Source organism: Pseudomonas sp. BIGb0164 (genome assembly GCF_024810135.1).
Lineage (GTDB): Bacteria > Pseudomonadota > Gammaproteobacteria > Pseudomonadales > Pseudomonadaceae > Aquipseudomonas.
Window position 1 is genome coordinate 19,024 of the sequence record NZ_JANUEA010000010.1, and the last position, 21,429, is coordinate 40,452.

Genomic DNA, 21,429 nt, shown 5'->3' on the forward strand with positions numbered 1-21,429 from the left:
CTTTTTTCTGCTTCAATCCACGATAAACAGCTTCGCCCCGACCCGCGTCGAGGAACGATGGCCTTCCATGTCATTGCCCACTTGATAACTCATTCCGGGTGTTAGGACGAACTGTCGACCGTCCTCCAGCTCCGTGTGCAACTCGCCTTCGAGGCACAACAGGACATGCCCTCTCCAGCACCAGTGATCCGCCAGGTAGCCCGGGGTGTATTCCACCATGCGCACGCGGGTGGTGCCGAAGTGACAGGTCCGCCATAAGGCACTGCCCGTGACGCCGGGGTGAAGCTGTGCTTCGAGGGTTGACCAATCGGTGGTGCCAAACGCAACAGCAGTGAGATCCATGATGTACTCGGTCGTCAGTTAACATGACGTGAAACTAACGGCCTGCTCGGTTGGGCGGTAGACACAGATCACCTGCTTTTGTGGGATACAGGCACGCGCCTTTGTTATCCTGCCGCCCTGCCCTCATGGACACGAGCCTATGCAGATCAACCCCGACTACATCCTTTTCGACACCGAGCACTGGCGGCTCAACCATCACCAGGCGTCGAAGCTGCCGGGTTACCTGATGCTGGGAGCCAAGGCGCCGATCCATTCGTTGGCGGATATGCCGGAGGCGGCGCTGGCAGAGTTGGGCGGGTTGCTGGCCAAAGTACAACGGGTGATGGAAACGCACCTGCAACCCAAATGGCTGTACATCAGCCGGTATGGGCACATGCCAGGCTTCCCCCTGCATTTTCATTTCATCCCGGTGTATGACTGGGTTGAAGCGGCCTTCTGGCGAGATGAGCGCTACCGCGCGCTGCAGGATTTCGGCACGCAAGGGCACGGGCATACGGTGACGGATGGCGCTGACCTGACGCTGTTTGTCTGGCGAGAGTTTGGAGAAAACCCTGTACCACCCACGATCCACGGACCTTCGGTGCCTCAAGTCATCGAAGCGCTGCGCGCACGCTTCCGGGCTTAACACCGACCCTGTAGGCGCTGGCTCGCCAGCGATAGCGGTGGTTCAGGCAACATCTGCTTCAGCCGTGCCACCGCCTTCGCAGGCAAGCCAGCTCCCACAGGGTTCCCTGATTCAGGCGTTTTCATTTCCCACCCGGGTGAATGAATAACGGTCGATATCCGTGCGCAGTGTCCAGCCCTGCCCTTGCCAATAGCGGGCCGCTTCTGTGTTGGTCTTGAACACGTCAAGGTGGCATTTGTGGATGCCCAGTTGCTCAAGCTCCGTAAGACAACGTTGCACCAAGACCTGGGCGATGCCCTGGCGACGATACGCCGGCAGCACCAGCAGGTGCTGCAAATAACCACGACGGCCATCGTGACCGCACATCACGCAGGCCACCAACCGGTCGCTGTCTTGCGCCACGAAACTCATACCCGGGTTGCGCGCCAAATAACGTTCGGTGGCCTCACGGGAGTCGGCGTCGCGCAAGGAAATACCGGGGGTGTCTTGCATCAGTTCGAGCACCGCGTCGTAGTCGGCAGTGCTCATCACACGAATGTTGACCATGGTCCTGAAAGCCCTCTGAGTGAGGGCCCAGTGTGCCTGCACTGGCAGCGGTCGTGCACCCATGAATGCACGACCGGATAAGCACTTGAATCAACGCAACTGGAACCAGGTGGTTTTCAACTGCGTGTACTTGTCGAACGAGTGCAACGACAGGTCCCGCCCGAACCCGGACTGTTTGCCGCCACCAAAGGGCACTGTCACATCCAGTGCGTCGACGGTGTTGACCGACACCGTACCGGCCTTGAGGGCGCGGGCAACGCGGTGCGCGCGGTTGAGGTCGTCGCTCCACACCGACGCGGCCAGGCCATAAATACTCGCGTTGGCTTGCTGGATCGCTTGTTCTTCCGTGTCGAAAGCACTGATGGCGAGCACCGGGCCGAACACCTCGTTACGGGCAAGCGCCATGTGCGAAGTCACGTCGCCAAACACCGTGGGCTGGATGAAGTTTGACGAGCCGTTGATCGTCAACTGCTGGCCGCCACACAAGAGCCGGGCGCCCTCGCCTTGGGCCTGTTCGATGGCCTGCAGGATATGCGCGGTTTGCCCACGGTCGACAATGGCGCCGGCAGCGCTGCGCGGGTCCAGGGGATCGCCGGGCATCCAGGCGCGGGACTTGGCAATCACGCGCTCGACGAACTCGTCATGGATGGAACGTTGTACATACAGCCGCGAGTTGGCCGAACACACCTCGCCCTGGTTGAAGAAAATCCCGAACGCGGCCTTCTCCGCTGCCAGGTCCAGATCCTGGCAGTCTTCGAACACCAGGTTCGGGCTTTTGCCCCCGCACTCCAGCCACACCTGCTTCAGGTTCGATTGCGCGGAATACTGCATGAAGTACTTGCCCACCTGCGTGGAGCCGGTGAACACCAGGCAATCCACATCAGGGTGCAGGCCCAGGGCTTTACCGGCGCTTTCGCCGAGGCCGGGCACCACATTGAGCACGCCTTCGGGGATACCCGCTTCGAGGGCGAGCTGGGCCAGGCGCAACGCAGAAAACGGCGACTGCTCGGCGGGCTTGAGCACCACGCTGTTGCCGGCCGCCAAGGCTGGGGCCAGCTTCCACGCGGCCATGTCCAGCGGGAAATTCCATGGCACCACGGCCGCCACCACGCCCAGGGCTTCACGGGTAATGGTTGCCAGTGCGGTATGGGCCGTGGGGGCGACTTGATCGTAGAGCTTGTCGAGCGCCTCGCCGTACCAGGCGAACACATGGGCCGCGCCGGGCACGTCGATGTGATAGGCGTCCATCACTGGCTTGCCCATGTTCAGCGAGTCGAGCAGCGCCAGCTCTTCGCGGTGGGTCATCAACAACTCGGAGAGTTTGATGAGGATTTTCTTGCGCTCCACCGGCGTCATGCGCCGCCACGGGCCGGTTTCAAAGGCCTGGCGTGCGCTGCGTACGGCCAGGTCGACTTCCATTTCGCCACAGGCGGCCACCCGTGCGAGCACCTGGTTGTTGGCGGGGTTGATGGCGTCGAAGGTCGCCCCGGAGGCCGCACTCACGGCGCGGCCGCCGATCAAGGCGGTGTTGATAAAGCGCTGGCGGGCAACGCGCTGTTGCCAGTAATCAAGATCGAACACGGTGTGCTCCCAATGGATGTCGGAGGGATAAGAAGGGTTATTCAGCGATCTGCAATTCGGGCATCTTCACGCTCAAGCCCCGGGTGATACCCAGCAGGCAAAGCAGCCCCAGGCCCATCCAGCACAGGCCGATGGTGAAGGACATGCTCGACAGGCTGGTCCACAACCAGATCGTGCTGAGAAACCCCAGGGCCGGCAGCGCGGCGTACAGCAGGTAGTTGCGCAGGCCACGCAGTTTCTGGTCGACCAGGTAATGCTTGATCACCGCCAGATTCACCGCCGAGAACGCGAACAGCGCCCCGAAGCTGATCATGTTGGCCACGGTGTCCAGGGTGATGAACAAGGCAATCAACGAGAACAGGCTGACCAGCACAATCGCCGTGGCCGGCACGCGCTTTTTCGTTACCAGCTTGCCGAGTACCCGGGGTAATGCGCCGTCACGGCCCATGGCAAACAGCACTCGCGACACGCTGGCCTGGGACACCATCGCCGAGGCAAAACAGCCGGCAACGTAGGTGGCGGTAAAGGCGGTCACCAGCATTTCCCCACCCACGCGGCGCATCACATCCACCGAGGCGGAATCGGGGTCAGCGAAGCTGTTCCACTCGGGAAACACCATCTGGGCGAAATACGAAACCAGCAGGAACAACAAGCCGCCAATCAATGACACCAGCAGGATGGCCAGCGGGATGGTGCGGCGCGGGTTGGGGGTTTCCTCGGCCATGGTCGACACCGCATCAAAGCCCAGGAACGACAGGCACAACACCGCCGCCCCCGCCATGATCAGTGGCGCGCTGAAACCTTCATGGTGGAACGGCGCGAGCAGCGAAACCGGTGCTGCTTGCTCGTTCAGGTTTTGCACCGACAACGCCACGAACACCACAATGAACACCAGCTGGGCCACGATCAGCACCCAGTTGACCCGGGTGATCGACTCGATGCCCACCAGGTTGAGCCCCGTCACCAGGGCAATCGAGCCGAGCACCCACACGGCGGTCGGCACACCGGGGAAGTATTCCGACAGGTAGATGCCGATCAGCAGGTAACTGAGCAGCGGCAGGAAGATGTAGTCGAGCAGCAGCGTCCACCCGGCGATAAAACCGAAGCACGCGCCGAACGCCTTGCGGGTATAGGAATAGACCGACCCCGAATAGGGATGGGCCTGGACCATGCGCCCGTAGCTGTAGGCGGTCAGCAGCATCGCGGCGAGGGTCAGCATGTAGGCGGTCGGCAAGTGCCCACGGGTCATCTGGGTGACCAGGCCATAGGTGGTGAACACCGCCAGCGGGACCATGTAGGCCAGGCCGAACAGGATCAGCCCGACCAGGCCCAGTGGCTGGCGGAAGCGTCGACCGCCAGAAGGAGCAGCAGGCGCAGGATGGGAGGGGGTATCGGCCACGTTTTTTATTGTCGTCATGGGTGACTCCTGGAAATCGGCATGCAGGGCGTCGCGGCATGCGATGAGATCGATGCCGTTCAAGCGCTGTCGGAAGGCGATCACTCACCCCTCTGCGTGGAGGGGTGAGCGGGTCACATCAGAGTTTTCCCGCGATCCGTGCGGTGCGGTCGACTGCGATGCGGGTCTTGTCGACCAGTTCATCCAGCTCCGCGCGGGTGGCCACCAGGGCCGGCGCCATGATCATGCGGCCAAGGGTTGAGCGAATGATCACGCCCTCTTCGAAGCCGAAGGTGCGGCACTGCCAGGCCAGGTCGTTTTCATTGGCGAAGCGTTTGCGGGTGCTTTTGTCTTCGGCAAACTGCAAGGCTGCGAGCAGGCCGGTGCCCTGGATCTCGCCGATCATCGGGTGGTTGCCGAATACCTCGTGCAGGATCTTTTGCAGGTACGGCCCGGTGTCATCCTTCACCTGGCGCACGATGCCTTCATCGCGAAGGGCCTTGAGGTTGGCCAATGCCACCGCCGCCGCCACCGGGTGCCCGGAATAGGTCAGCCCGTGGGCGAACACCCCGCCCCGCTCCACCAGCGCATCGGCGATGCGTTTGCTCAGCACCAGGCCGCCCATGGGCACGTAGCCGGAAGTCAGGCCCTTGGCGATCGACAAGGTATCGGGCTCGAAACCGAAGTGCTGGTGGGCGAACCACTCGCCAGTGCGGCCAAAGCCCCCGATCACTTCATCGGCGCACAGCAACACATCGTATTGACGGCAGATGCGCTGGATCTCGGGCCAGTAGCTTTCCGGCGGGAAGATCATGCCGCCAGCGCCCTGGAACGGCTCGGCGATAAAGCCCGCGACGTTTTCAGCGCCCAGTTCAAGGATCTTTTCTTCCAGTTGCAGCGCGCAACGACGTCCGAATTCGGCCGGCGTCAGGTCACCGCCCTGGGCGTACCAATAGGGTTCGTCAATGTGTGCAACGTCCGGAATCAGGCCACCCATCTCGTGCATGAACTTCATGCCGCCCAGCGCGGAAGCCGCCAGGGTGGAGCCGTGATAGCCGTTCCAGCGGCCGATCATGATTTTCTTCTGCGGCTGGCCCACCACCTGCCAATAGCGGCGCACGGTACGGATCAGCACCTCGTTGGCTTCGGAACCGGAGTTGGTGTAGATCACATGGCTGTAGTGAGCCGGCAGCAGGCTGAACAGCAGCTCCGACAGCTCGACCACCGCAGGGTGAGTGGTGTGGAAAAACAGGTTGTAGTAGGCCAGTTGATCCATCTGCGTTGCGGCGGCAGCGGTCAGGTCTTTGCGGCCGTAGCCCAGTTGCGTGCACCACAGGCCCGACATGCCGTCCAGGTAACGTTTGCCTTCACTGTCCCACAGGTACAGGCCCTCGCCGCGCACCATCACACGCGGGCCTTCGGCGTTCAGCGCCTTCTGGTCGACGAAAGCGTGGATGTGGTGGGCCGCATCGGACGCCTGGTAATCCTCGGTGCGACGGTTCAGGTGGGCGGGTAGATTCATGGCGGTTCTCTCTTATTAGTGGTGACGCAAGGGGGAGCAACGCCGCTCAGCGGTGCTTGCTCATGTAGCTTTCAAGGGGGTCTTTGCTCAGCACGCCCTGGGCTTCGGCGAGCGAGTCGATAAACAGGGCAAACAGCTCCGACTGCGCGCCGATATCGAGCTTGGTATAGATGTGTTTGCGGTGGGACTTGATCGTGTCTTCCGAGACTTCGAGGCGCTCGGCCAGCGAACGGGTGGAGTGGCCGCGCAGGATCAACTGGGCGATCCGGCATTCACGCTCGGTCAGGATCGACGAGCCAAAGTTGTTCAGTGCCGAGTGAATGCGCTGCTCCAACTCATTGGCAAAGCGCGCGCCCTGGGCGTCCAGGCCCACAAAGTGTTTACCCAGCACGGCCAGCAGCCACGGCGCGATGCGCTTGAACTGCGCGGTGGTGGCGGCGTCGAGCTTCTGGGTAAACGCCAGCGACACCGCCAGGCTGGAGCCATTGCCCGACTGCAGCAGGTAGTTGAGTTCATCCTCCAGGTGGGAGTGCCGGTAGAACGACTGGAAGTACTCGCTGAGTTCGAAGTGGTCGGGGGCGACGTCGGCCAGGGCATAGCAGCCCGAGCTGACGCCCTCGACGCAGGCGCCGTAGAACGGGTCGAGCAGATAGAACCCGGACAGGTACTGGCGCACATTGCCCTGGGGCAGCCACGGCCCATCCAGCTCGAACAAGGCGCTGGGCATGCCGCCACGCGGGTACCAATACAGTGTCGTGGCCTGGATCGGTTGCAGGTAACCGAGGGCCTCGAACAGGGTGGCGGCGAAACCCGCTTGCCCGATGCTCTCGGTGACCCGGGCCATCTGTTCAAACCACTGCGCGGAAGAAAGCCGGTCGTTTTCCACTTCGAAGACTCGCTCAAGGAACTGCGAGAATGCTCACACACATAGCCCCCTCATCGAAATCACCCGATAGGGTGAGCCTGCATTCGATATTTATGCTCACTTCCCAGCTTAATAATATTTTATTAAAAACCGCCCTCCCCCTAGCCTTGAAGTCATGCCCAAGCTGAATCCAACTGCATTACGCAAGGACAGACACATGACCCAAGCAATAACAAAAATAGACACCCTCGTCGTGGGAGCCGGTCAGGCTGGCGTGGCCATGAGCGAGCACTTGAGCAAGCAAGGTGTGCCGCACCTGGTGCTGGAGCGCAGCCGCATTGCCGAGCGCTGGCGCACCGGGCGCTGGGATTCGCTGGTGGCGAACGGCCCGGCCTGGCATGACCGTTTTCCGGGGCTGGCATTCGATGACGTCGCCGACGATGCATTCGCGCCCAAAGAACGCGTCGCGGATTACTTCGAAGCCTATGCACGCAAATTCAACGCGCCGATTCGTACCGGTGTGGACGTCACCTCCGTGGTGCGCAATGTCGGCCGCCCAGGCTTTACCGTGCACACCAGCGAAGGCGTGATTGAGGCCAACCGCGTCGTCGCGGCGACCGGGCCGTTCCAGAAGCCGGTGATCCCAGCCATCGCCCCCAAAGACACCGCGCTGCACCAGATCCACTCCGCCGACTACCGCAACCCGGCACAACTGCCAGCCGGTGCCGTGCTGGTGGTGGGCGCCGGTTCGTCCGGCGTGCAGATTGCCGATGAGCTGCAGCGCTCCGGGCGCCAGGTGTACCTGTCGGTCGGCGCCCACGACCGCCCGCCTCGCGCCTACCGCAACCGCGACTTCTGCTGGTGGCTCGGTGTGCTCGGCGAATGGGACCAAGCGGCCATGAAGCCCGGGCGCGAACACGTGACCATCGCGGTCAGCGGTGCCCACGGCGGCAAGACCATCGACTTCCGTGAACTGGCCCAGCAAGGCATGACCCTGGTCGGCCTCACCCAGTCGTTCAATGGCAGCGTCGCCACGTTCCAGCCGAACCTGGTGGACAACCTGGCCCGTGGCGATGAGAACTACCTGGCCCTGCTGGATGCCGCCGATGCCTACATCGAACGCAACGGCCTGGACCTGCCACTGGAACCCGAAGCGCGCCGCGTGTTCCCCGACGCCGAGTGCATCAAGCAGCCGATCCTGGAGCTGGACCTGGTCGCGGCCGGCATCACCTCGATCATCTGGGCCACCGGCTTTGCCGTGGACTACAGCTGGCTGAAAGTCGAGGCCTTCGACGCCGCCGGCAAGCCAGCGCACCAGCGCGGGGTCTCCACCGAAGCCGGGATCTACTTCCTCGGTTTGCCGTGGCAGTCGCGCCGTGGCTCGTCGTTTATCTGGGGGGTGTGGCACGACGCCAAATACGTGGCCGACCACATCGCCATCCAGCGCCAATACCTTGAATACCGCGAAGCCGCCCCGGTGGTTCGCCAGTCCCCTGTCAGCGCCTGATCACTTATTGCCGGAGTTTTTTTGATGCCTACTCACACTCGCATCCGCATGTTCAACACCAAGGAAACCTACCCCAACCAGAGCCTGGACAACGACCTCTGCCAAGCCGTCCGCGCCGGCAACACCGTGTATGTGCGCGGCCAGGTAGGCACCGATTTCGAGGGCAACCTGATCGGCCTCGGCGATCCGCGTGCCCAGGCCGAACAGGCGATGAAAAACGTCAAGCAACTGCTGGAAGAAGCCGGCTCCGACCTGTCGCACATCGTCAAGACCACCACCTACCTGATCGACCCGCGCTACCGCGAGCCGGTGTACCAGGAAGTCGGCAAGTGGCTCAAGGGCGTGTTCCCGATCTCCACCGGGTTGGTGGTGTCGGCCCTCGGCCAGCCGCAGTGGCTGATGGAAATTGATGTGATCGCGGTTATTCCCGAATAAGGAGCGCCACCATGACCTTTTCAATCGTCGCCCGTTGCGCCGAGACCGGCCAGCTAGGCATCGCCATCAGCTCATCGAGCATTGCCGTAGGTGCCCGCTGCCCATGGCTGCGGCCCGGCGTGGGCGCGGTGTCGACCCAGAACATCACCCTGCCGGCCCTGGGCCCGGACGTGCTCGATTGGCTGGAACAGGGCCTGGCCCCGGCTGAAGCCATCGATAAAGCATTGACGAGCAACGGCTACAGCCAATACCGGCAACTGACGGCGATTGATCACCTGGGCCGCACCGTGCATTTCAGCGGCAGTGAAACCTTGGGCACCCACCATGCGGTCTCCGGTGAGCAGTGTGTGGCGGCAGGCAACATGCTCGCCGACCGCACGGTGATCCAGGCCATGGTCACGGCGTTTGAAAGCGGCGAAGGCCAATTGGCGGATCGCCTGTTGGCCGCGATGCACGCCGCCATCGCCGCCGGTGGCGAAGCCGGCCCGGTGCACTCGGCGGCGCTGGTGGTGGTGGGCGAGCTGACCTGGCCGATCATCAACCTGCGGGTGGATTGGGCCGATGAGCAACCTATCGCCGCGCTGCAAAAACTCTGGGATGCCTACTGCCCGCAAGTGCAGGACTACATCGACCGCGCCCTCGCCCCCGATCGATCGCCGGGCTACGGCGTGGCCGGAGACGACCGATGAGCCGCAGCCGCCAACTGCTGCAGACGCTGGTGGGGTTCGACACCACCAGCCGCGAGTCGAACCTGCAGTTGATCGAGTTCGTGCGCGCTTACCTGGCCGGTTTCGGCGTGGCCAGCGAGCTGATCTACAACGAGGAACGCAGCAAGGCCAACCTGTTCGCCAGCATCGGCCCGGCTGAGTTGCCGGGGATTGTGCTGTCGGGCCATACCGACGTGGTGCCGGTGGATGGGCAGCCGTGGACGCTGCCGCCCTTTGAGCTGACCGAACGCGACGGCAAACTGTTTGGCCGTGGCACAGCGGACATGAAGGGCTACATCGCCTGCGTGCTGGCGCTGGTGCCGGCGTTGGTCGAGGCGACTTTGCGCCTGCCGGTGCATATCGCGCTGTCGTATGACGAGGAAGTCGGTTGCCTGGGTGTACGTTCGTTGCTCGCCGTACTGGAGCAACGGCCGGTGAAACCGATGCTGTGCATCATCGGCGAACCGACCGAACTCAAGCCGGTGCTGGGCCACAAGGGCAAGCTCGCCATGCGTTGTGACGTGCATGGCGAGGCGTGCCATTCGGCGTATGCGCCTTACGGGGTGAATGCGATTGAACACGCCGCTGACTTGATAGGTGAACTGGGGCGGATTGGGCAGCGGCTGCGAGACACCCGGGATGCGCGGTTCGACCCGCCGTTCAGCACCGTGCAGACAGGGGTGATCAGCGGCGGCAAGGCCTTGAACATCGTGCCGGCCGATTGCCGATTTGATTTCGAGGTGCGGGCGTTGCCGTCCCAGGACCCAGGCGAAGTGGCGATTGAACTGAAGGCGTACGCCGAACAACACGTATTGCCGCGCATGCAGGCGGTGAGCGCGCAGAGTGCAATCCGCTTTACCGAACTGTCGGCGTACCCCGGCTTGGTCACCAACGAGCGCAGCCAGGCGGCGGAGTTGATTGCAGCGTTCTCGGGCTCGCGGGATTTTGGCACCGTGGCGTTTGGCACCGAAGGCGGGTTGTTTGACGCCAAGGGCATTCCCACGGTGGTGTGCGGGCCTGGGAGCATGGACCAGGGGCATAAGCCGGATGAGTTTGTGAGGGTGGAACAGCTTCAAGGCTGCGATGAAATGCTGCAGCGGATGCTGGATTCGATCCGCACCTGAGCCGAACACCGGCCCGTCACTCAATGCAAAACCCTGTGGGAGCCGGGCTTGCCCGCGATAACGGTATAACGGTCATATGCTGGTTGACTGATACAGCGCGATCGCCGGCAAGCCGGCGCCTACATGGGTTGGTGTTGGCCTGTAAGCGAAATGTCTCGATTCACTTGCCAAATGCCGCTCAGGAACCGAGCGCATTGACCCAACCACCCACGAAAGCGGCTCATTTGCCACCCAAAATCCAACCATTTCGTGGGTATTTCTATGTCCGGTATTTCATCTCTTTCGTCTAGCACGAGCCCCCTACCCCTTCAGGCCGCACCTGAAGCGCTGCGCATGCGCCCCGCGCCGGGCACGACAGATACGTCAAACGCTCGATTCACGGTGACATTTAGTGATCAGTTCGAAGCCAAGGAAATTTTCACTGAACTGGCCAGAAAGAAAGCCATTGGTGTAGAACTCAAGTCCGACGACTTGGACTACCTTGACTTGGGTGATGGGGCACAACTGCATGTGACCTTCGATTTCCGTTTCAAACCCAATGGCCCCAACGGCACCTTCAGCCCTGCCTTGCAGATGAGAATCGACGACTTTCGCCGAGAGTTCCAACAGGAGCTGCAGCAGGCGGGTATCCGGAACTACGCCCCAGAAAGCTGACAGTTGCCCCACCGTGACACATGCCTGAAACGCCTTCCCCGTAGGAGCCGGCTTGCCGGCGATGGCGGTGCCTCAGCCAGCACAGTGGTTGGCTGACATACCGCTATCGCTGGCAAGCCAGCGCCTACAGGGGATTTGTGTTAGCCGAGAAGTCTTGCGAGTTCTTCACGGCAGTAATCCACAAACAATTGCACCGGTTTGGTCAGCGGCGCCCGCCGCAGCCACACGGCCGACAAACCCGAGCCGGTCACGGTCTCGGCCAACGGCACGCACACCACCTTCTGCCCGTCGTAGGTGTACTCGGTGAACGGCTTGGTCACCAGGATCGAAAACCCGAACCCGCGCCCCACCATCCCGCGCACCATCTCGATGGACGGCGAACTGAACACAATATTCGGCGTCAGCCCGCGCTCTTCAAAGATGCTCACGAAGTACGTACGGCTTGGCAGTACGTCGAGCAAGATCATCGGTTCCAGCACCAGGTCCGCCAGCGAGACCTTGGCCTGTTGTGCAAAACGGTGATCAGCCGGCAGCAACGCGTAAGGCTGCTGCGGCGGCATCAGCGGCGTGGTTTCGATGGTGCCGCCCAGGTCGTGCTCGAACAGCATCGCCACGTCGATACTGCCCGCCGTCAGCGCCTGCACCAGCTCTTGCTGCTCGCCGTCGCGGATGCGGATTTCCACCCCCGGCCAGAGCGCCTTGAACCCGGCGATCAAGCGCGGCAGGTACAACGGCGCCACGGTTTCAAAGCAGCCGATATCGATCTGCCCGGCCACCACATCGTTGTCGGCCAGGGCGTTCTGCTCGAACTCGTGGGCCACCCGCAACAGCTCCAGCGCCTTGCGATAAAACCGCGCGCCGCTGGGCGTCAGCGACACGCCCTGGGCGTGATGGCGGATAAACAGCTGCACGCCAAAACTGTCTTCCAACTGCTTGATGGCGGTAGAGACCGACGGCTGCGCGATATAGAGCTTGCGCGAGGCCTCGGCGACGCTGCCGCACTCGGCCGTTGTGACAAAATATCTGAGTTGGCGCAGGTTGTAGGCAGCCATCGGGACCTCCAGAAACGCGGGACTTCGCCCATAGACACAGGTAGGCAACATACCGGAGCACGCTCACGCGCGAGCTATATTTTTTAAGGTCTATAGCAACAAACTTACTAATTTACCTCCCTGCGCCCATTGCAGATGATCACTCCAACAACAAAGCGCCCGCCCGTGCGGCGCACAGCGAAGTACGTCAACGTACTCACCTTGCCTTGGAGCTCGTCATGGTTACCACTGCAACATCCTCCGCCCCGCTCATCGAAAAACACACGATAGGATACGTGCCCCCGGAAGATCGCCATGGAAAGGTAAGAGACCTGTTCACCCTGTGGTTCGGCGGCAACATCGCGCCGCTGCCGATCGTCACCGGCGCATTGGGTGTGCAACTGTTCCACCTGAACCTGCTATGGGGCATCGTCGCGATCCTCGTCGGCCACCTGGTCGGCGGCGTGCTGATGGCGTTGCACTCGGCCCAGGGCCCGCAAATGGGCATCCCGCAGATGATCCAGAGCCGCGCCCAGTTCGGCTCCCTCGGCGCCCTGCTGGTGGTGGTGATCGCCGGCGTCATGTACATCGGTTTCTTCGCCTCCAACATCGTGCTGGCGGGTAAATCCCTGCACGGCGTGGTCGACAGCGTGCCGGTGCCCGTAGGCATCGTGATCGGTGCCATTGGCTCGGGCATCATCGGCATCATCGGCTACCGCTTCATCCACGTGCTCAACCGCATCGGCACCTGGGTGCTCGGCGCCGGCATTGTGCTGGGCTTCGGCTACATCTTCACCCACGTACAGACCACGGACTTCCTGACTCGCGGCGAATTCAACATTTCCGGCTGGTTGGCAACCGTGTCGTTGGCGGCCTTGTGGCAGATCGCCTTCGCCCCCTACGTGTCGGACTACTCCCGCTACCTGCCGGCCGACGTACCGGTGGCGTCGACCTTCTGGACCACCTACCTGGGCTCTGCCCTGGGCTCCAGCCTGGCCTTCATCTTCGGCGCCGTTGCCGTGCTCGCCACGCCCGTGGGCATGGACACCATGGACGCCGTCAAACTCGCCACCGGCGCCATCGGCCCGCTGATGCTGGTGCTGTTTTTGCTCAGCGTGATCAGCCACAACGCCCTCAACCTGTACGGCGCCGTGCTGTCGATCATCACCCTGATCCAGACCTTCGCCTACCGCTGGATCCCCACGGCCAAGAGCCGCGCGGTGATCTCCACCCTGGTGCTGGCCGCCTGCGCCATTGCCGCGGTATTCGCCTCCAAGGACTTCATCGGCCACTTCGTCGACATGGTGCTGGTGCTGCTGGTGGTACTGGTGCCGTGGACGGCAATCAACCTGATCGACTTCTATGCGATCCACAAAGGCAAATACGATATTGCCTCGATCTTCCGCGTGGATGGCGGGATCTACGGCAAGTACAACCCACAGGCGCTGCTGGCGTACGCGGTGGGGATTGCGGTGCAGATTCCGTTCATGAACACGCCGCTGTACGTGGGGCCGATCTCGGCACACATTAATGGCGCGGATTTGTCCTGGGTGGTGGGGTTGGTGGTGACGTCGCCGTTGTATTTCTGGTTGGCGAGTCGGGACAGTGCGTATAAACGCAGGATGGACGGGGGGAAGTTGGTGAGTGGGGTTTGAATCAACTGCCTGTAGCGTTTAAATCGAGATGAATGGAACCACTCTCATCGTGGCTTTAAGGCCAAGACGTGAGTGGTTTTTTATTTGATCCACCTAACTAACTCCCGCCGCATCGACTGCAATACGTACAATCTCCAATAGGCCACTGATCAGCGAAGCGACCACCCCTGAGTAACAAATTGCAGCCACTATCACACCCAGTTCGAAACAAGCGAACCTAGGAAACCCTTCCAACTTACACTCTTTATGAACAAGCAACCTTATCATCTGCTGGCGAGGAAGATGATAAATCAGCCCCATGACATCCAACTGCCGAAATACCCTGACTATCGCCACCCCTCCCGCACAGACAAACATTAAAACATACAGAACATGTTTAAATTCACTGTATTCCCCTCCAAGACTGGACGGAGGCATGGAAGTATAAGTACTGGCCAATGCAAAAAAAGCAGCTTGTGAAAAGTAAATGCCCCCTGCGAACAATACAGACGTCGCCACCAATGCCACTGACACCCGTATCAATTTCTTCCGCAGGCCAACGCTGTAGCGCGTATAAGAGCGCTGACTCTCGATAAGCAAAAAAGAAAACACCGTGGCACTGGCAGCAATAAGCCAATCTATATAATTAACTCCAGTTTTCGAAACAGCCAGTGCACCCACAAAAGTGAGTGCCCGACTAAAAAATTTCCACATAATCCGTCGATCTTCACTTAGACCAGCCCAATAACCTTCAGTAATACCAAGTTTTTTACTGCGATGACTCCCCATCTACCCTCCCTTTAATCTGCCTTTCGTTGCTTCTGGATAAGACGGGTGAGCCGATTGGAACTAACCCCACCCAACGAACCACAGACTCAACTGGCCAAGCGCCCGCTTTGGCATCATTAAGTTACGAGTATCCAACATGTCGAATATTCCCTCCACACCATTGCCAGCCTTTGCGCCTCAAATCGAGACGTTCCGCCCCTCTGGAGACACCACACCGTCGCCCCGGGAAAAAATTCCTGTACTGGTGAAAGCAAGCGACGTTGATAAAACGCTGGAGATTGCCTTCAGGCTTGCTGAAGCACTGGGTTTACCGCCGCTTAACAATGAAGTTGGCGACCCTGAGCGAGCCCCCTTTGCAACGCATGAAAACGTCTATCCCATCAAGTTCGATTTCCGCCCTGACGGCCCGGACGGACGTTATACCCCTCAGATGCAGCAAAAAATCAATCAGTTCAAAGAACAGTTTGACCAGAGGCTGCGCCATGAAGGCATCGAGGACATAGGCCCCGACATGTTCACCTGATAGCTGCCTCGAGGGCGGTGTTTCACTATGATGGGGCCTTCCACTCACGGTTTCAGGAACCCACATGCCCGCCCTCACTTTCCGCAACGCCCTGCCCGCCGACGCCGCCCGTTGCTTTGAAATCGAAATCAGCGCCTACGAAGGCGACGAAGCCGCGACGCTGGAGAAGATCGCCACGCGCATCTCGCAGTACCCGCAAGGTTTTCTGATATTGGAAGCCGATGGCGAGCTGGTGGGCTTCATCAACTGCGGTTGCGCGTTTGACGTGGTGATGTCGGATGAGGCGTTCAAGGAACTGGTGGGGCATTCGCCTGAGGCGCCGAACGTGGTGATCATGTCGGTGGTGGTCGACCCGGCGCATCAGGGCAAAGGCTATTCCAAGGTGTTGATGACCGAGTTTGTGCAGCGCATGCGCGACATGGGCAAGCAGACGATTCATTTGATGTGCAAGGCGCAGCATGTGCCGTTGTATGAACGCATGGACTATGCGTATGTGCGGCCCTCGCCCTCGGATCACGGTGGGATGGCGTGGCATGAGATGGTGATGGCGCTTTAAGCCCGTTCTCTGTTGTGTGTATCGGGACGTTTTCCGGCAAACAGCCAGTTGAAAAGCCCCTGTGTTTCAACGTGCGAAAACCCTCGCCGCGCGGCCAGCTTCTGATGCACAACTTGAAACGGCACACAGAAACAAGGAAGCCGCCTACAGACAGTCACAACCTACTCTGGGGCGTGATCAGGCGCGGTTTTAACCCGTTACATCTACCCAAAAAGCCTTCATTGAGCGGCTTTTCTACGCTCTGTAGCCTGCACAACACGACCCGCCAGCCCACTGCTGACGGGTTTTGTTTCCTACCTTCAGAGAGGTGTAGTCATGTCTTCAATCAATGGTTTCAACCCGTACGTGTCGATGGCCTACTCGGCGCCTCAGAGCAAAATCGATGACGACAAACCCAAGCACAATCCACTGGATGAATCCGCCGGGGATGACGCCGAATTCTTCGATCCCGAGACACAGAGCTGGCAGCCCACCCAGGCTGCCGGCAAGGGTCAATACGCCAACTTCGGTAATCCGTATCGCGAGGCGATAGACTTCGAAATCAAGGCCGATACTATGGGTGGATGGCAGCAAGCCTAAAACCAGCGAGCCCCTTGATGACAGCCCCCCTCTTTGAACTAAGCGACCACCCTTCCCCCGACGCCGAACAGGTTCTTGGCAACGGTCTCGCCGCGTTCAATGAGGGCATCACGGGTTACAACGACCGTCGGCCATTGGCGGTACTGATCAAAGACCCCGTCACCCAGCAAATACTCGGCGGCATCACCGGCAAGACCACCTTGGGCACGGCGTTTCTCGACCTGTTCCACCTGCCCGAATCCTTGCGCGGCTCAGGCCTGGGCAGCCAATTGCTGCAGGCGTTTGAAGACGAAGCCCGGCGCCGGGGTTGCCGCCATGCGGTGTTGTATACCCTGAGTTTCCAGGCGCCGGGGTTTTACGAGAAGCACGGCTGGGTGCGGTTTGGCGAGATTCCTTGTGAGCCGCAGGGTAGTTGTCGGGTGTTTCTGTCTAAGCCGTTGTAGCACTCAGGGCTTTGCCAAACAGACGGTTCTCGTGAGTTTCCCCTTGAAAGGTATAGGTAGGCGAACCCAGCTCCACATACCCGCGCCGTGGGTAAAAACCCAGCGCCCGTTCATTCCCCACCCACACCGTCGCCCACAGCAGCGAAGCGCCGCCTGCAGCCGCCTGCTGTTCCGCCGCGTCGAGCAACTGTTGGCCAATGCCCTGCCCGGTGAAGCGCTCCTGGATGTACAGCCGCTGCAACTCGGCAACGTCATCGGCCTCGATCATCGAGTGGCGGGTGTTGAGTGTGAGCTGGGCGAAACCTACCAAGTGGTTGTTCACTTCTGCCACCAGCAACAATGTGCCGGGCTGATCGATCAGTTGGGCGATGGACTCGGGGGCAAAGGCGTGCAGCGCCTCCTTGGCAATCGCGCAGCGAATGCCTTCGGTGGCGTAGGTGTCGAGGAACACCTGCATGCCCAGCACGCCGATGCACAGGGCGTCCCGGGGGGCGGCCTGGCGGATCACGGCGCTCAACCCTGCTGCCCCGGCACCGGGAAGATGACTTCCTGGGTGTCCAGGTTGCGGATGCTCGAATAGGTACGGTATTCGGTGCTGTAGTTCGGGCCCACGCCCTTGGTGCTGGCGGTCAGGCGGAAGGTCACCACGTAACGCTGGCCGGGTTTGAAGTCGACGTCGTCGGCGCCGTTGTTGCAGAACGCGCCGCCGGTGCCCAGGGCATTCATCGACACGTTACACCAGCGCAGCGAGTGCTTGCCGGGGCTGAGTTTCAGCGCCTGCTCGCCGGTGACGTTGAGGATCGACGTGCGCCCGGCGCCGGGCAGTTTGACGCCGTCCACTTCCAGGGCCAGCACCAGGCGGTGGAACGGAATGCCCAGCTCGCGCTCGCGCCAGGTGTCGAAGTACACCAGTGCGGCGTCGGGGGCGTTGTTGGAGAGGTCGACGGGGTGCAGTTTTTCCGGGGCCCAATCGCCTTGGTAATCCTTGTAGTGGTAGTCCGAGGAACAGGCGCCGAGCAGTGGCAGGGTCAAAACGGCGGCGAGTTTCAGCAGTTTCATCGGGTGACGGTCCTTGTGAGCGATGAGATCATATCGACATGATCCCTGATTCCTTGAGGCAATTGCCACTGCTGGTTTGCCGCAGTAGGGTTGTCGCCTCGTCCACCGCGCAGGAGCCCGCCATGAGCTTTTTTTCCGACCCCGACGCCGTCGCCCGTTACGCCGAAGGCCCTGTACGCCTGGTGCCGGGCTTTGAAGGCCTGCAACGCATGACCACCCTGCTGCTACGCGAAAGCGTGCCGACCACAGGCAATGTGCTGGTGCTGGGTGCTGGCGGCGGGTTGGAATTGAAGCGGTTTGCCGAGGCCGAACCGGGGTGGCGCTTTGTGGGGGTAGACCCCTCGGCAGAGATGTTGAAGCTGGCGCAAGCGACGTTGGGGCCCTTGCTGGAGCGCGCGCAGTTGCATGAAGGGTACATCGACACGGCGCCAGCGGGCCCGTTCGATGGGGCCACGTGCCTGCTGACCTTGCACTTCATCCCGGCCGAGGAGCGCCTGCAGACCCTCAAGGCGCTGTGGCAACGCTTGCGGCCGGGGGCGCCGTTGATTGTGGCGCACCACAGTTTCCCCCAGGCGCCAGAAGAGAAAGCCCGGTGGTTGAAGCGTTATGCCGCGTTTGCGGTGGATTCGGGTGTGCCTGCGGCGGATGCCGAGCGGGCGATTGCGGCCATCAGTGAGAAGCTGCCAGTGTTATCGCCCGAGGCGGATGCGGCCTTGCTGGTTGAGGCCGGGTTCGAAGGCGTGGAGCTGTTCTACGCCGGCTTCAGCTTCAAGGGTTGGATCGCCCATAGACCCCTGTAGTGAGCGGGCTTGCCCCGCGCTGCGCCTTACCTGACGGAACGCATCGCCCCAGTCCGGGCGCCGCGTTTTCCAGGGAGAACTACGGCGGCCTCAGCGCGAGGCAAGCTCGCTCACTACAAGCGAGGAATCGTTTACCAGCTGCCGGAGGCACCGCCGCCGCCGCTGGAGCCGCCGCCCCCGGAGGAACTGCCGCTGGAGCTTGAGCTGGAACCGCCGGAACTCGAGCCCGATGAGCCGCCGCCCGACCCCGAACCGCCCTCGGAAATGCTCTGCACAAACACGATGAACGCCACGATCGAGGCAGCGGGTATCGCCACAAGCCAGTCCTGGTAACCGTGCCCCAGCAGCATCCCCACCGCCACGTACACCGCCGCCACCGCCAGCACCCGTACGATGAAAAAGCGCGGGCTCTTTCTCCAGGATTCGCGGATGACAAAAAACAGCCCCACATACAACCCCAGCACCAAGGCGCCGCCCAGTGGCATCGCCAGCCAGCGCACGAAGTCCACCGCGACGAAGTGGTCCGCTACCAGCAGCCCGACGATATACGCCAGCACCGCGACCACGCTGTAAAACACCGCGCGCGCCATCCACAATGCGCCGAAGGTGGCGCCGCCGATCAGCAGGGTCAACGGCAACACCAGCAAGTACATCGGCCAGTCAGGGCCACCGCCGTAAATCGCCAGCAACACCGTGGCCGCCACGCTGGCAATCAACGCACGGCGCCAATGCAGCTTCCCGGCCGCCATCAGCACACCGCCAATGGCCCCGGCGATAAACGCCAGCAGTAGCGCAATGAACTGAGGGTTAACCTCTCGTGCAGCCGGCGCCGGCAGATCACCGCCGTCCACCAGCAGGGTCAAATCATTGACTGCCTGCTGCACGCCGCCCGCAAAGTCGCCCTGGCGAAACGCCGGGGTGATGTGTTCTTCGATGATGCGGTGGGCCAGCAGGTCAGTCACGGTGCCTTCCAGGCCGTAACCCACTTCGATGCGCACCTTGTGGTCTTCCTTGGCCACCACCAGCAGGATGCCGTCGTTGACGTCTTTGCGCCCCAGTTTCCAAGCGCGAAACAGCTGGTTGGCATAGTCCTCGATGCTTGCGCCCCCCGTGGTGGGCACCAGCAATACCGCGACTTGCGCGCCTTTGCGTTGTTCAAGGGCAGCGAGCTGGTCTTTGAGACGGGTGGTCGTACCCGCGTCGAGGGTGTTTGTAAGGTCGATCACCCGCTGATCGAGGGCAACGCCAATAGGCGAACTCTGCGCCTGGGCGGTGCTCAACAGGCCGATGAACAGCATTGCCACCAGGCTCACGATCGATTGCCGCACAGTCGCCATCATGTTTTGTTACCTGAAGTTTCTTCCTGAAGGCGCCGACTTTACCCTATCGATGTACAACACGTACGCCCGCCTCCATTACCAACTGCCGGAAGCCCCGCCACCGCCACTGGAGCCGCCTCGGCCCGACCCGCCGCCACCGGAAGAACCACTGCTGGAAGAGCCGCCGCTGGAGGCACTGCCGCGGGACCTGAAGCGCACACGACGAGATCCACGGCCCGAGGTGAAATCACTGGGACTCAGGCCGAAGATGAACAGCGCTGCAATCGCAGCAGTACGCACCGCCGAGAACCAACTGTCGAGGCCTGCGCCAGCCTCCAATACCGCCGCAACATATACCCCCACCGTCAAACACAATCGTACGAAAAAACCTATTCGGCTCTTGTCCCAGGCGATCTTCATGAACACCGATAGTATCCATCCCCCTCCCAGCAAAACGGCTGTGCTCACCAGAATATCTAACCAGTCGAACGGGTTGTATTGGTTCACCACGAGCAGACTCACGATGTAAACCAGTAACGCTGACGCGCCGTAGAGCAGCCTGGGAAACTGCCACAACGCGGCGAATAACACGGCACTTACAAGCATGTTCGATGCAAACACCACGGGGTACAACGGCCAGTCCTGATACAGGGTTAAACCCCCTACCAGCAGCGTCAGCACCAGCGTGGCCATCACGGCGTAACGCATGCGCAGCCTGCGGCTCACCACCAGCACACCGCCCGCTGCTCCGATCACAAACGCCAGCAACACAGCAGTGACGCCCAGCGGCGACGCTTGCTCAACCAATTTGAACGAGCCGGCATCTTCCACCAGCGACACCAGGGCATTCACGCCATCGGTAATCCCCCCCGCGTAGTCGCCCTGACGAAACGCCGGTGTGATGCGCTCCTCGATGATGCGCTTGGCCAGCACGTCAGTGACGGTGTTTTCCAACCCGTAGCCCACTTCGATGCGCACGTTGCGGTCGTCCTTGGCGACCACCAGCAAAATGCCGTCGTTAAATTCCTTGCGTCCCAGTTTCCAGGCGCGGAAGAGTCGGTTGGCATAGTCTTCGATACTCGTACCCTCGGTGGTGGGCACCATTAAAACTGCCACTTGCGCACCGTTGCTCTGCTCAAGGGCATCGAGTTGGTCGGTGAGACGGGTGACGACACGGGTGTCGAGGGTGTGAGTGAGGTCGATCACCCGCTGGTCGAGCGCGACGCCGATAGGCGAAGTGTCGGCCAGGGCGACATGGAACAAGCCTGTGGTCATTAGCGCCAGCAGGCTCAAAATAGATAGGTACAACCACCGCCTCATGCTTTATTACCTGAAGTTTCTTCCTGAAGGCGTCGACTTTATCCTATCGGCGCTATAACGCGTGACCCCGCG

The 21,429-nt window shown here is 61.2% G+C and carries 24 protein-coding genes; 12 read left to right on the plus strand and 12 right to left on the minus strand.

Going from position 1 to position 21,429, the window contains the following annotated elements; genetic code table 11:
• Positions 1-12: 12 nt before the first annotated feature.
• Positions 13-342, minus strand: coding sequence for a DHCW motif cupin fold protein (locus M2394_RS23960; protein WP_178922161.1), 330 nt, complete (start codon positions 340-342; stop codon positions 13-15).
• Positions 343-481: 139 nt separating this feature from the next.
• Between M2394_RS23960 and M2394_RS23965 the strand changes: the two genes are divergently transcribed.
• Positions 482-967: an HIT family protein gene (locus M2394_RS23965; protein WP_259174810.1), complete on the plus strand. Its 486-nt coding sequence runs from the start codon at positions 482-484 to the stop codon at positions 965-967.
• 111 nt (positions 968-1,078) lie between these two features.
• Here M2394_RS23965 and M2394_RS23970 read toward each other — a convergent pair whose 3' ends face one another.
• The 5 genes from M2394_RS23970 to M2394_RS23990 form a co-directional block, all read right to left on the minus strand.
• A complete protein-coding gene (locus tag M2394_RS23970; RefSeq protein WP_178922164.1) occupies positions 1,079-1,513 on the minus strand; it encodes a GNAT family N-acetyltransferase in 435 nt (144 codons plus the stop codon).
• A gap of 90 nt (positions 1,514-1,603) precedes the next feature.
• Entirely contained in the window at positions 1,604-3,094 is a 1,491-nt protein-coding gene (locus M2394_RS23975) for an aldehyde dehydrogenase (protein WP_259174811.1), read from the minus strand.
• 37 nt (positions 3,095-3,131) lie between these two features.
• Positions 3,132-4,511 carry an APC family permease gene (locus tag M2394_RS23980; RefSeq protein WP_259174812.1) on the minus strand — a complete coding sequence of 460 codons (1,380 nt, stop codon included), beginning with the start codon at positions 4,509-4,511 and terminating at the stop codon, positions 3,132-3,134.
• Between the two features lie 118 nt (positions 4,512-4,629).
• Entirely contained in the window at positions 4,630-6,012 is a 1,383-nt protein-coding gene (locus M2394_RS23985; protein ID WP_259174813.1) for an aspartate aminotransferase family protein, read from the minus strand.
• Between the two features lie 46 nt (positions 6,013-6,058).
• The gene (locus M2394_RS23990; protein ID WP_259174814.1) at positions 6,059-6,898 is read right to left on the minus strand and encodes a helix-turn-helix transcriptional regulator; all 840 of its coding nucleotides are present in this window, start codon (positions 6,896-6,898) and stop codon (positions 6,059-6,061) included.
• A gap of 154 nt (positions 6,899-7,052) precedes the next feature.
• Between M2394_RS23990 and M2394_RS23995 the strand changes: the two genes are divergently transcribed.
• The 5 genes from M2394_RS23995 (at position 7,053) to M2394_RS24015 (ending at position 11,304) form a co-directional block, all read left to right on the plus strand.
• Positions 7,053-8,384 (plus strand): flavin-containing monooxygenase, encoded by a 1,332-nt coding sequence (locus M2394_RS23995; RefSeq protein ID WP_372339923.1) that lies wholly within the window; start codon positions 7,053-7,055, stop codon positions 8,382-8,384.
• Positions 8,385-8,408: 24 nt separating this feature from the next.
• Positions 8,409-8,819 (plus strand): RidA family protein, encoded by a 411-nt coding sequence (locus M2394_RS24000; protein WP_016969085.1) that lies wholly within the window; start codon positions 8,409-8,411, stop codon positions 8,817-8,819.
• Between the two features lie 11 nt (positions 8,820-8,830).
• Positions 8,831-9,508, plus strand: a complete 678-nt coding sequence (locus M2394_RS24005) for a DUF1028 domain-containing protein (RefSeq protein ID WP_259174815.1) — start codon at positions 8,831-8,833, stop codon at positions 9,506-9,508.
• On the plus strand, positions 9,505-10,650 hold the full coding sequence (gene argE / locus M2394_RS24010) for an acetylornithine deacetylase (RefSeq protein ID WP_259174816.1): 1,146 nt from the start codon (positions 9,505-9,507) through the stop codon (positions 10,648-10,650). Before M2394_RS24005 ends, argE begins: the two co-directional genes overlap by 4 nt.
• Before the next feature lie 261 nt (positions 10,651-10,911).
• Positions 10,912-11,304: a hypothetical protein gene (locus M2394_RS24015; protein ID WP_178922178.1), complete on the plus strand. Its 393-nt coding sequence runs from the start codon at positions 10,912-10,914 to the stop codon at positions 11,302-11,304.
• 140 nt (positions 11,305-11,444) lie between these two features.
• Here the strand turns inward: M2394_RS24015 and M2394_RS24020 are convergent, their stop codons facing one another.
• The gene (locus tag M2394_RS24020) at positions 11,445-12,356 is read right to left on the minus strand and encodes a LysR substrate-binding domain-containing protein (protein ID WP_010171799.1); all 912 of its coding nucleotides are present in this window, start codon (positions 12,354-12,356) and stop codon (positions 11,445-11,447) included.
• Positions 12,357-12,574: 218 nt separating this feature from the next.
• Here M2394_RS24020 and M2394_RS24025 point away from each other — a divergent pair, with 218 nt between their 5' ends.
• A complete protein-coding gene (locus M2394_RS24025; RefSeq protein ID WP_259174818.1) occupies positions 12,575-13,990 on the plus strand; it encodes a cytosine permease in 1,416 nt (471 codons plus the stop codon).
• Between the two features lie 93 nt (positions 13,991-14,083).
• On the opposite strand, the gene M2394_RS24030 is transcribed toward M2394_RS24025, so the two are convergent.
• Positions 14,084-14,758, minus strand: a complete 675-nt coding sequence (locus tag M2394_RS24030; protein ID WP_259174819.1) for a hypothetical protein — start codon at positions 14,756-14,758, stop codon at positions 14,084-14,086.
• A 136-nt stretch (positions 14,759-14,894) separates the two neighbouring features.
• On the opposite strand from M2394_RS24030, the gene M2394_RS24035 reads away from it, so the two are divergent.
• From M2394_RS24035 to M2394_RS24050, 4 genes are all read left to right on the plus strand, one after another.
• Entirely contained in the window at positions 14,895-15,281 is a 387-nt protein-coding gene (locus M2394_RS24035; protein WP_178922186.1) for a hypothetical protein, read from the plus strand.
• Positions 15,282-15,345: 64 nt separating this feature from the next.
• Entirely contained in the window at positions 15,346-15,837 is a 492-nt protein-coding gene (locus tag M2394_RS24040; RefSeq protein WP_259174820.1) for a GNAT family N-acetyltransferase, read from the plus strand.
• 315 nt (positions 15,838-16,152) lie between these two features.
• A complete protein-coding gene (locus M2394_RS24045) occupies positions 16,153-16,416 on the plus strand; it encodes a hypothetical protein (protein WP_259174821.1) in 264 nt (87 codons plus the stop codon).
• 17 nt (positions 16,417-16,433) lie between these two features.
• The gene (locus M2394_RS24050; RefSeq protein ID WP_259174822.1) at positions 16,434-16,859 is read left to right on the plus strand and encodes a GNAT family N-acetyltransferase; all 426 of its coding nucleotides are present in this window, start codon (positions 16,434-16,436) and stop codon (positions 16,857-16,859) included.
• On the opposite strand, the gene M2394_RS24055 is transcribed toward M2394_RS24050, so the two are convergent.
• Positions 16,846-17,316, minus strand: a complete 471-nt coding sequence (locus M2394_RS24055) for a GNAT family N-acetyltransferase (RefSeq protein WP_259175040.1) — start codon at positions 17,314-17,316, stop codon at positions 16,846-16,848. The two genes, M2394_RS24050 and M2394_RS24055, sit on opposite strands and share 14 nt — an antisense overlap.
• A gap of 56 nt (positions 17,317-17,372) precedes the next feature.
• On the minus strand, positions 17,373-17,918 hold the full coding sequence (locus M2394_RS24060; protein ID WP_178922194.1) for a hypothetical protein: 546 nt from the start codon (positions 17,916-17,918) through the stop codon (positions 17,373-17,375).
• Positions 17,919-18,040: 122 nt separating this feature from the next.
• On the opposite strand from M2394_RS24060, the gene M2394_RS24065 reads away from it, so the two are divergent.
• On the plus strand, positions 18,041-18,718 hold the full coding sequence (locus M2394_RS24065; RefSeq protein ID WP_178922196.1) for a class I SAM-dependent methyltransferase: 678 nt from the start codon (positions 18,041-18,043) through the stop codon (positions 18,716-18,718).
• A gap of 131 nt (positions 18,719-18,849) precedes the next feature.
• On the opposite strand, the gene M2394_RS24070 is transcribed toward M2394_RS24065, so the two are convergent.
• Complete coding sequence (locus M2394_RS24070) at positions 18,850-20,058, minus strand: YgcG family protein (RefSeq protein ID WP_259174823.1); 1,209 nt, start codon at positions 20,056-20,058, stop codon at positions 18,850-18,852.
• A gap of 75 nt (positions 20,059-20,133) precedes the next feature.
• On the minus strand, positions 20,134-21,357 hold the full coding sequence (locus M2394_RS24075) for a YgcG family protein (RefSeq protein ID WP_259174824.1): 1,224 nt from the start codon (positions 21,355-21,357) through the stop codon (positions 20,134-20,136).
• Positions 21,358-21,429 lie beyond the last annotated feature (72 nt).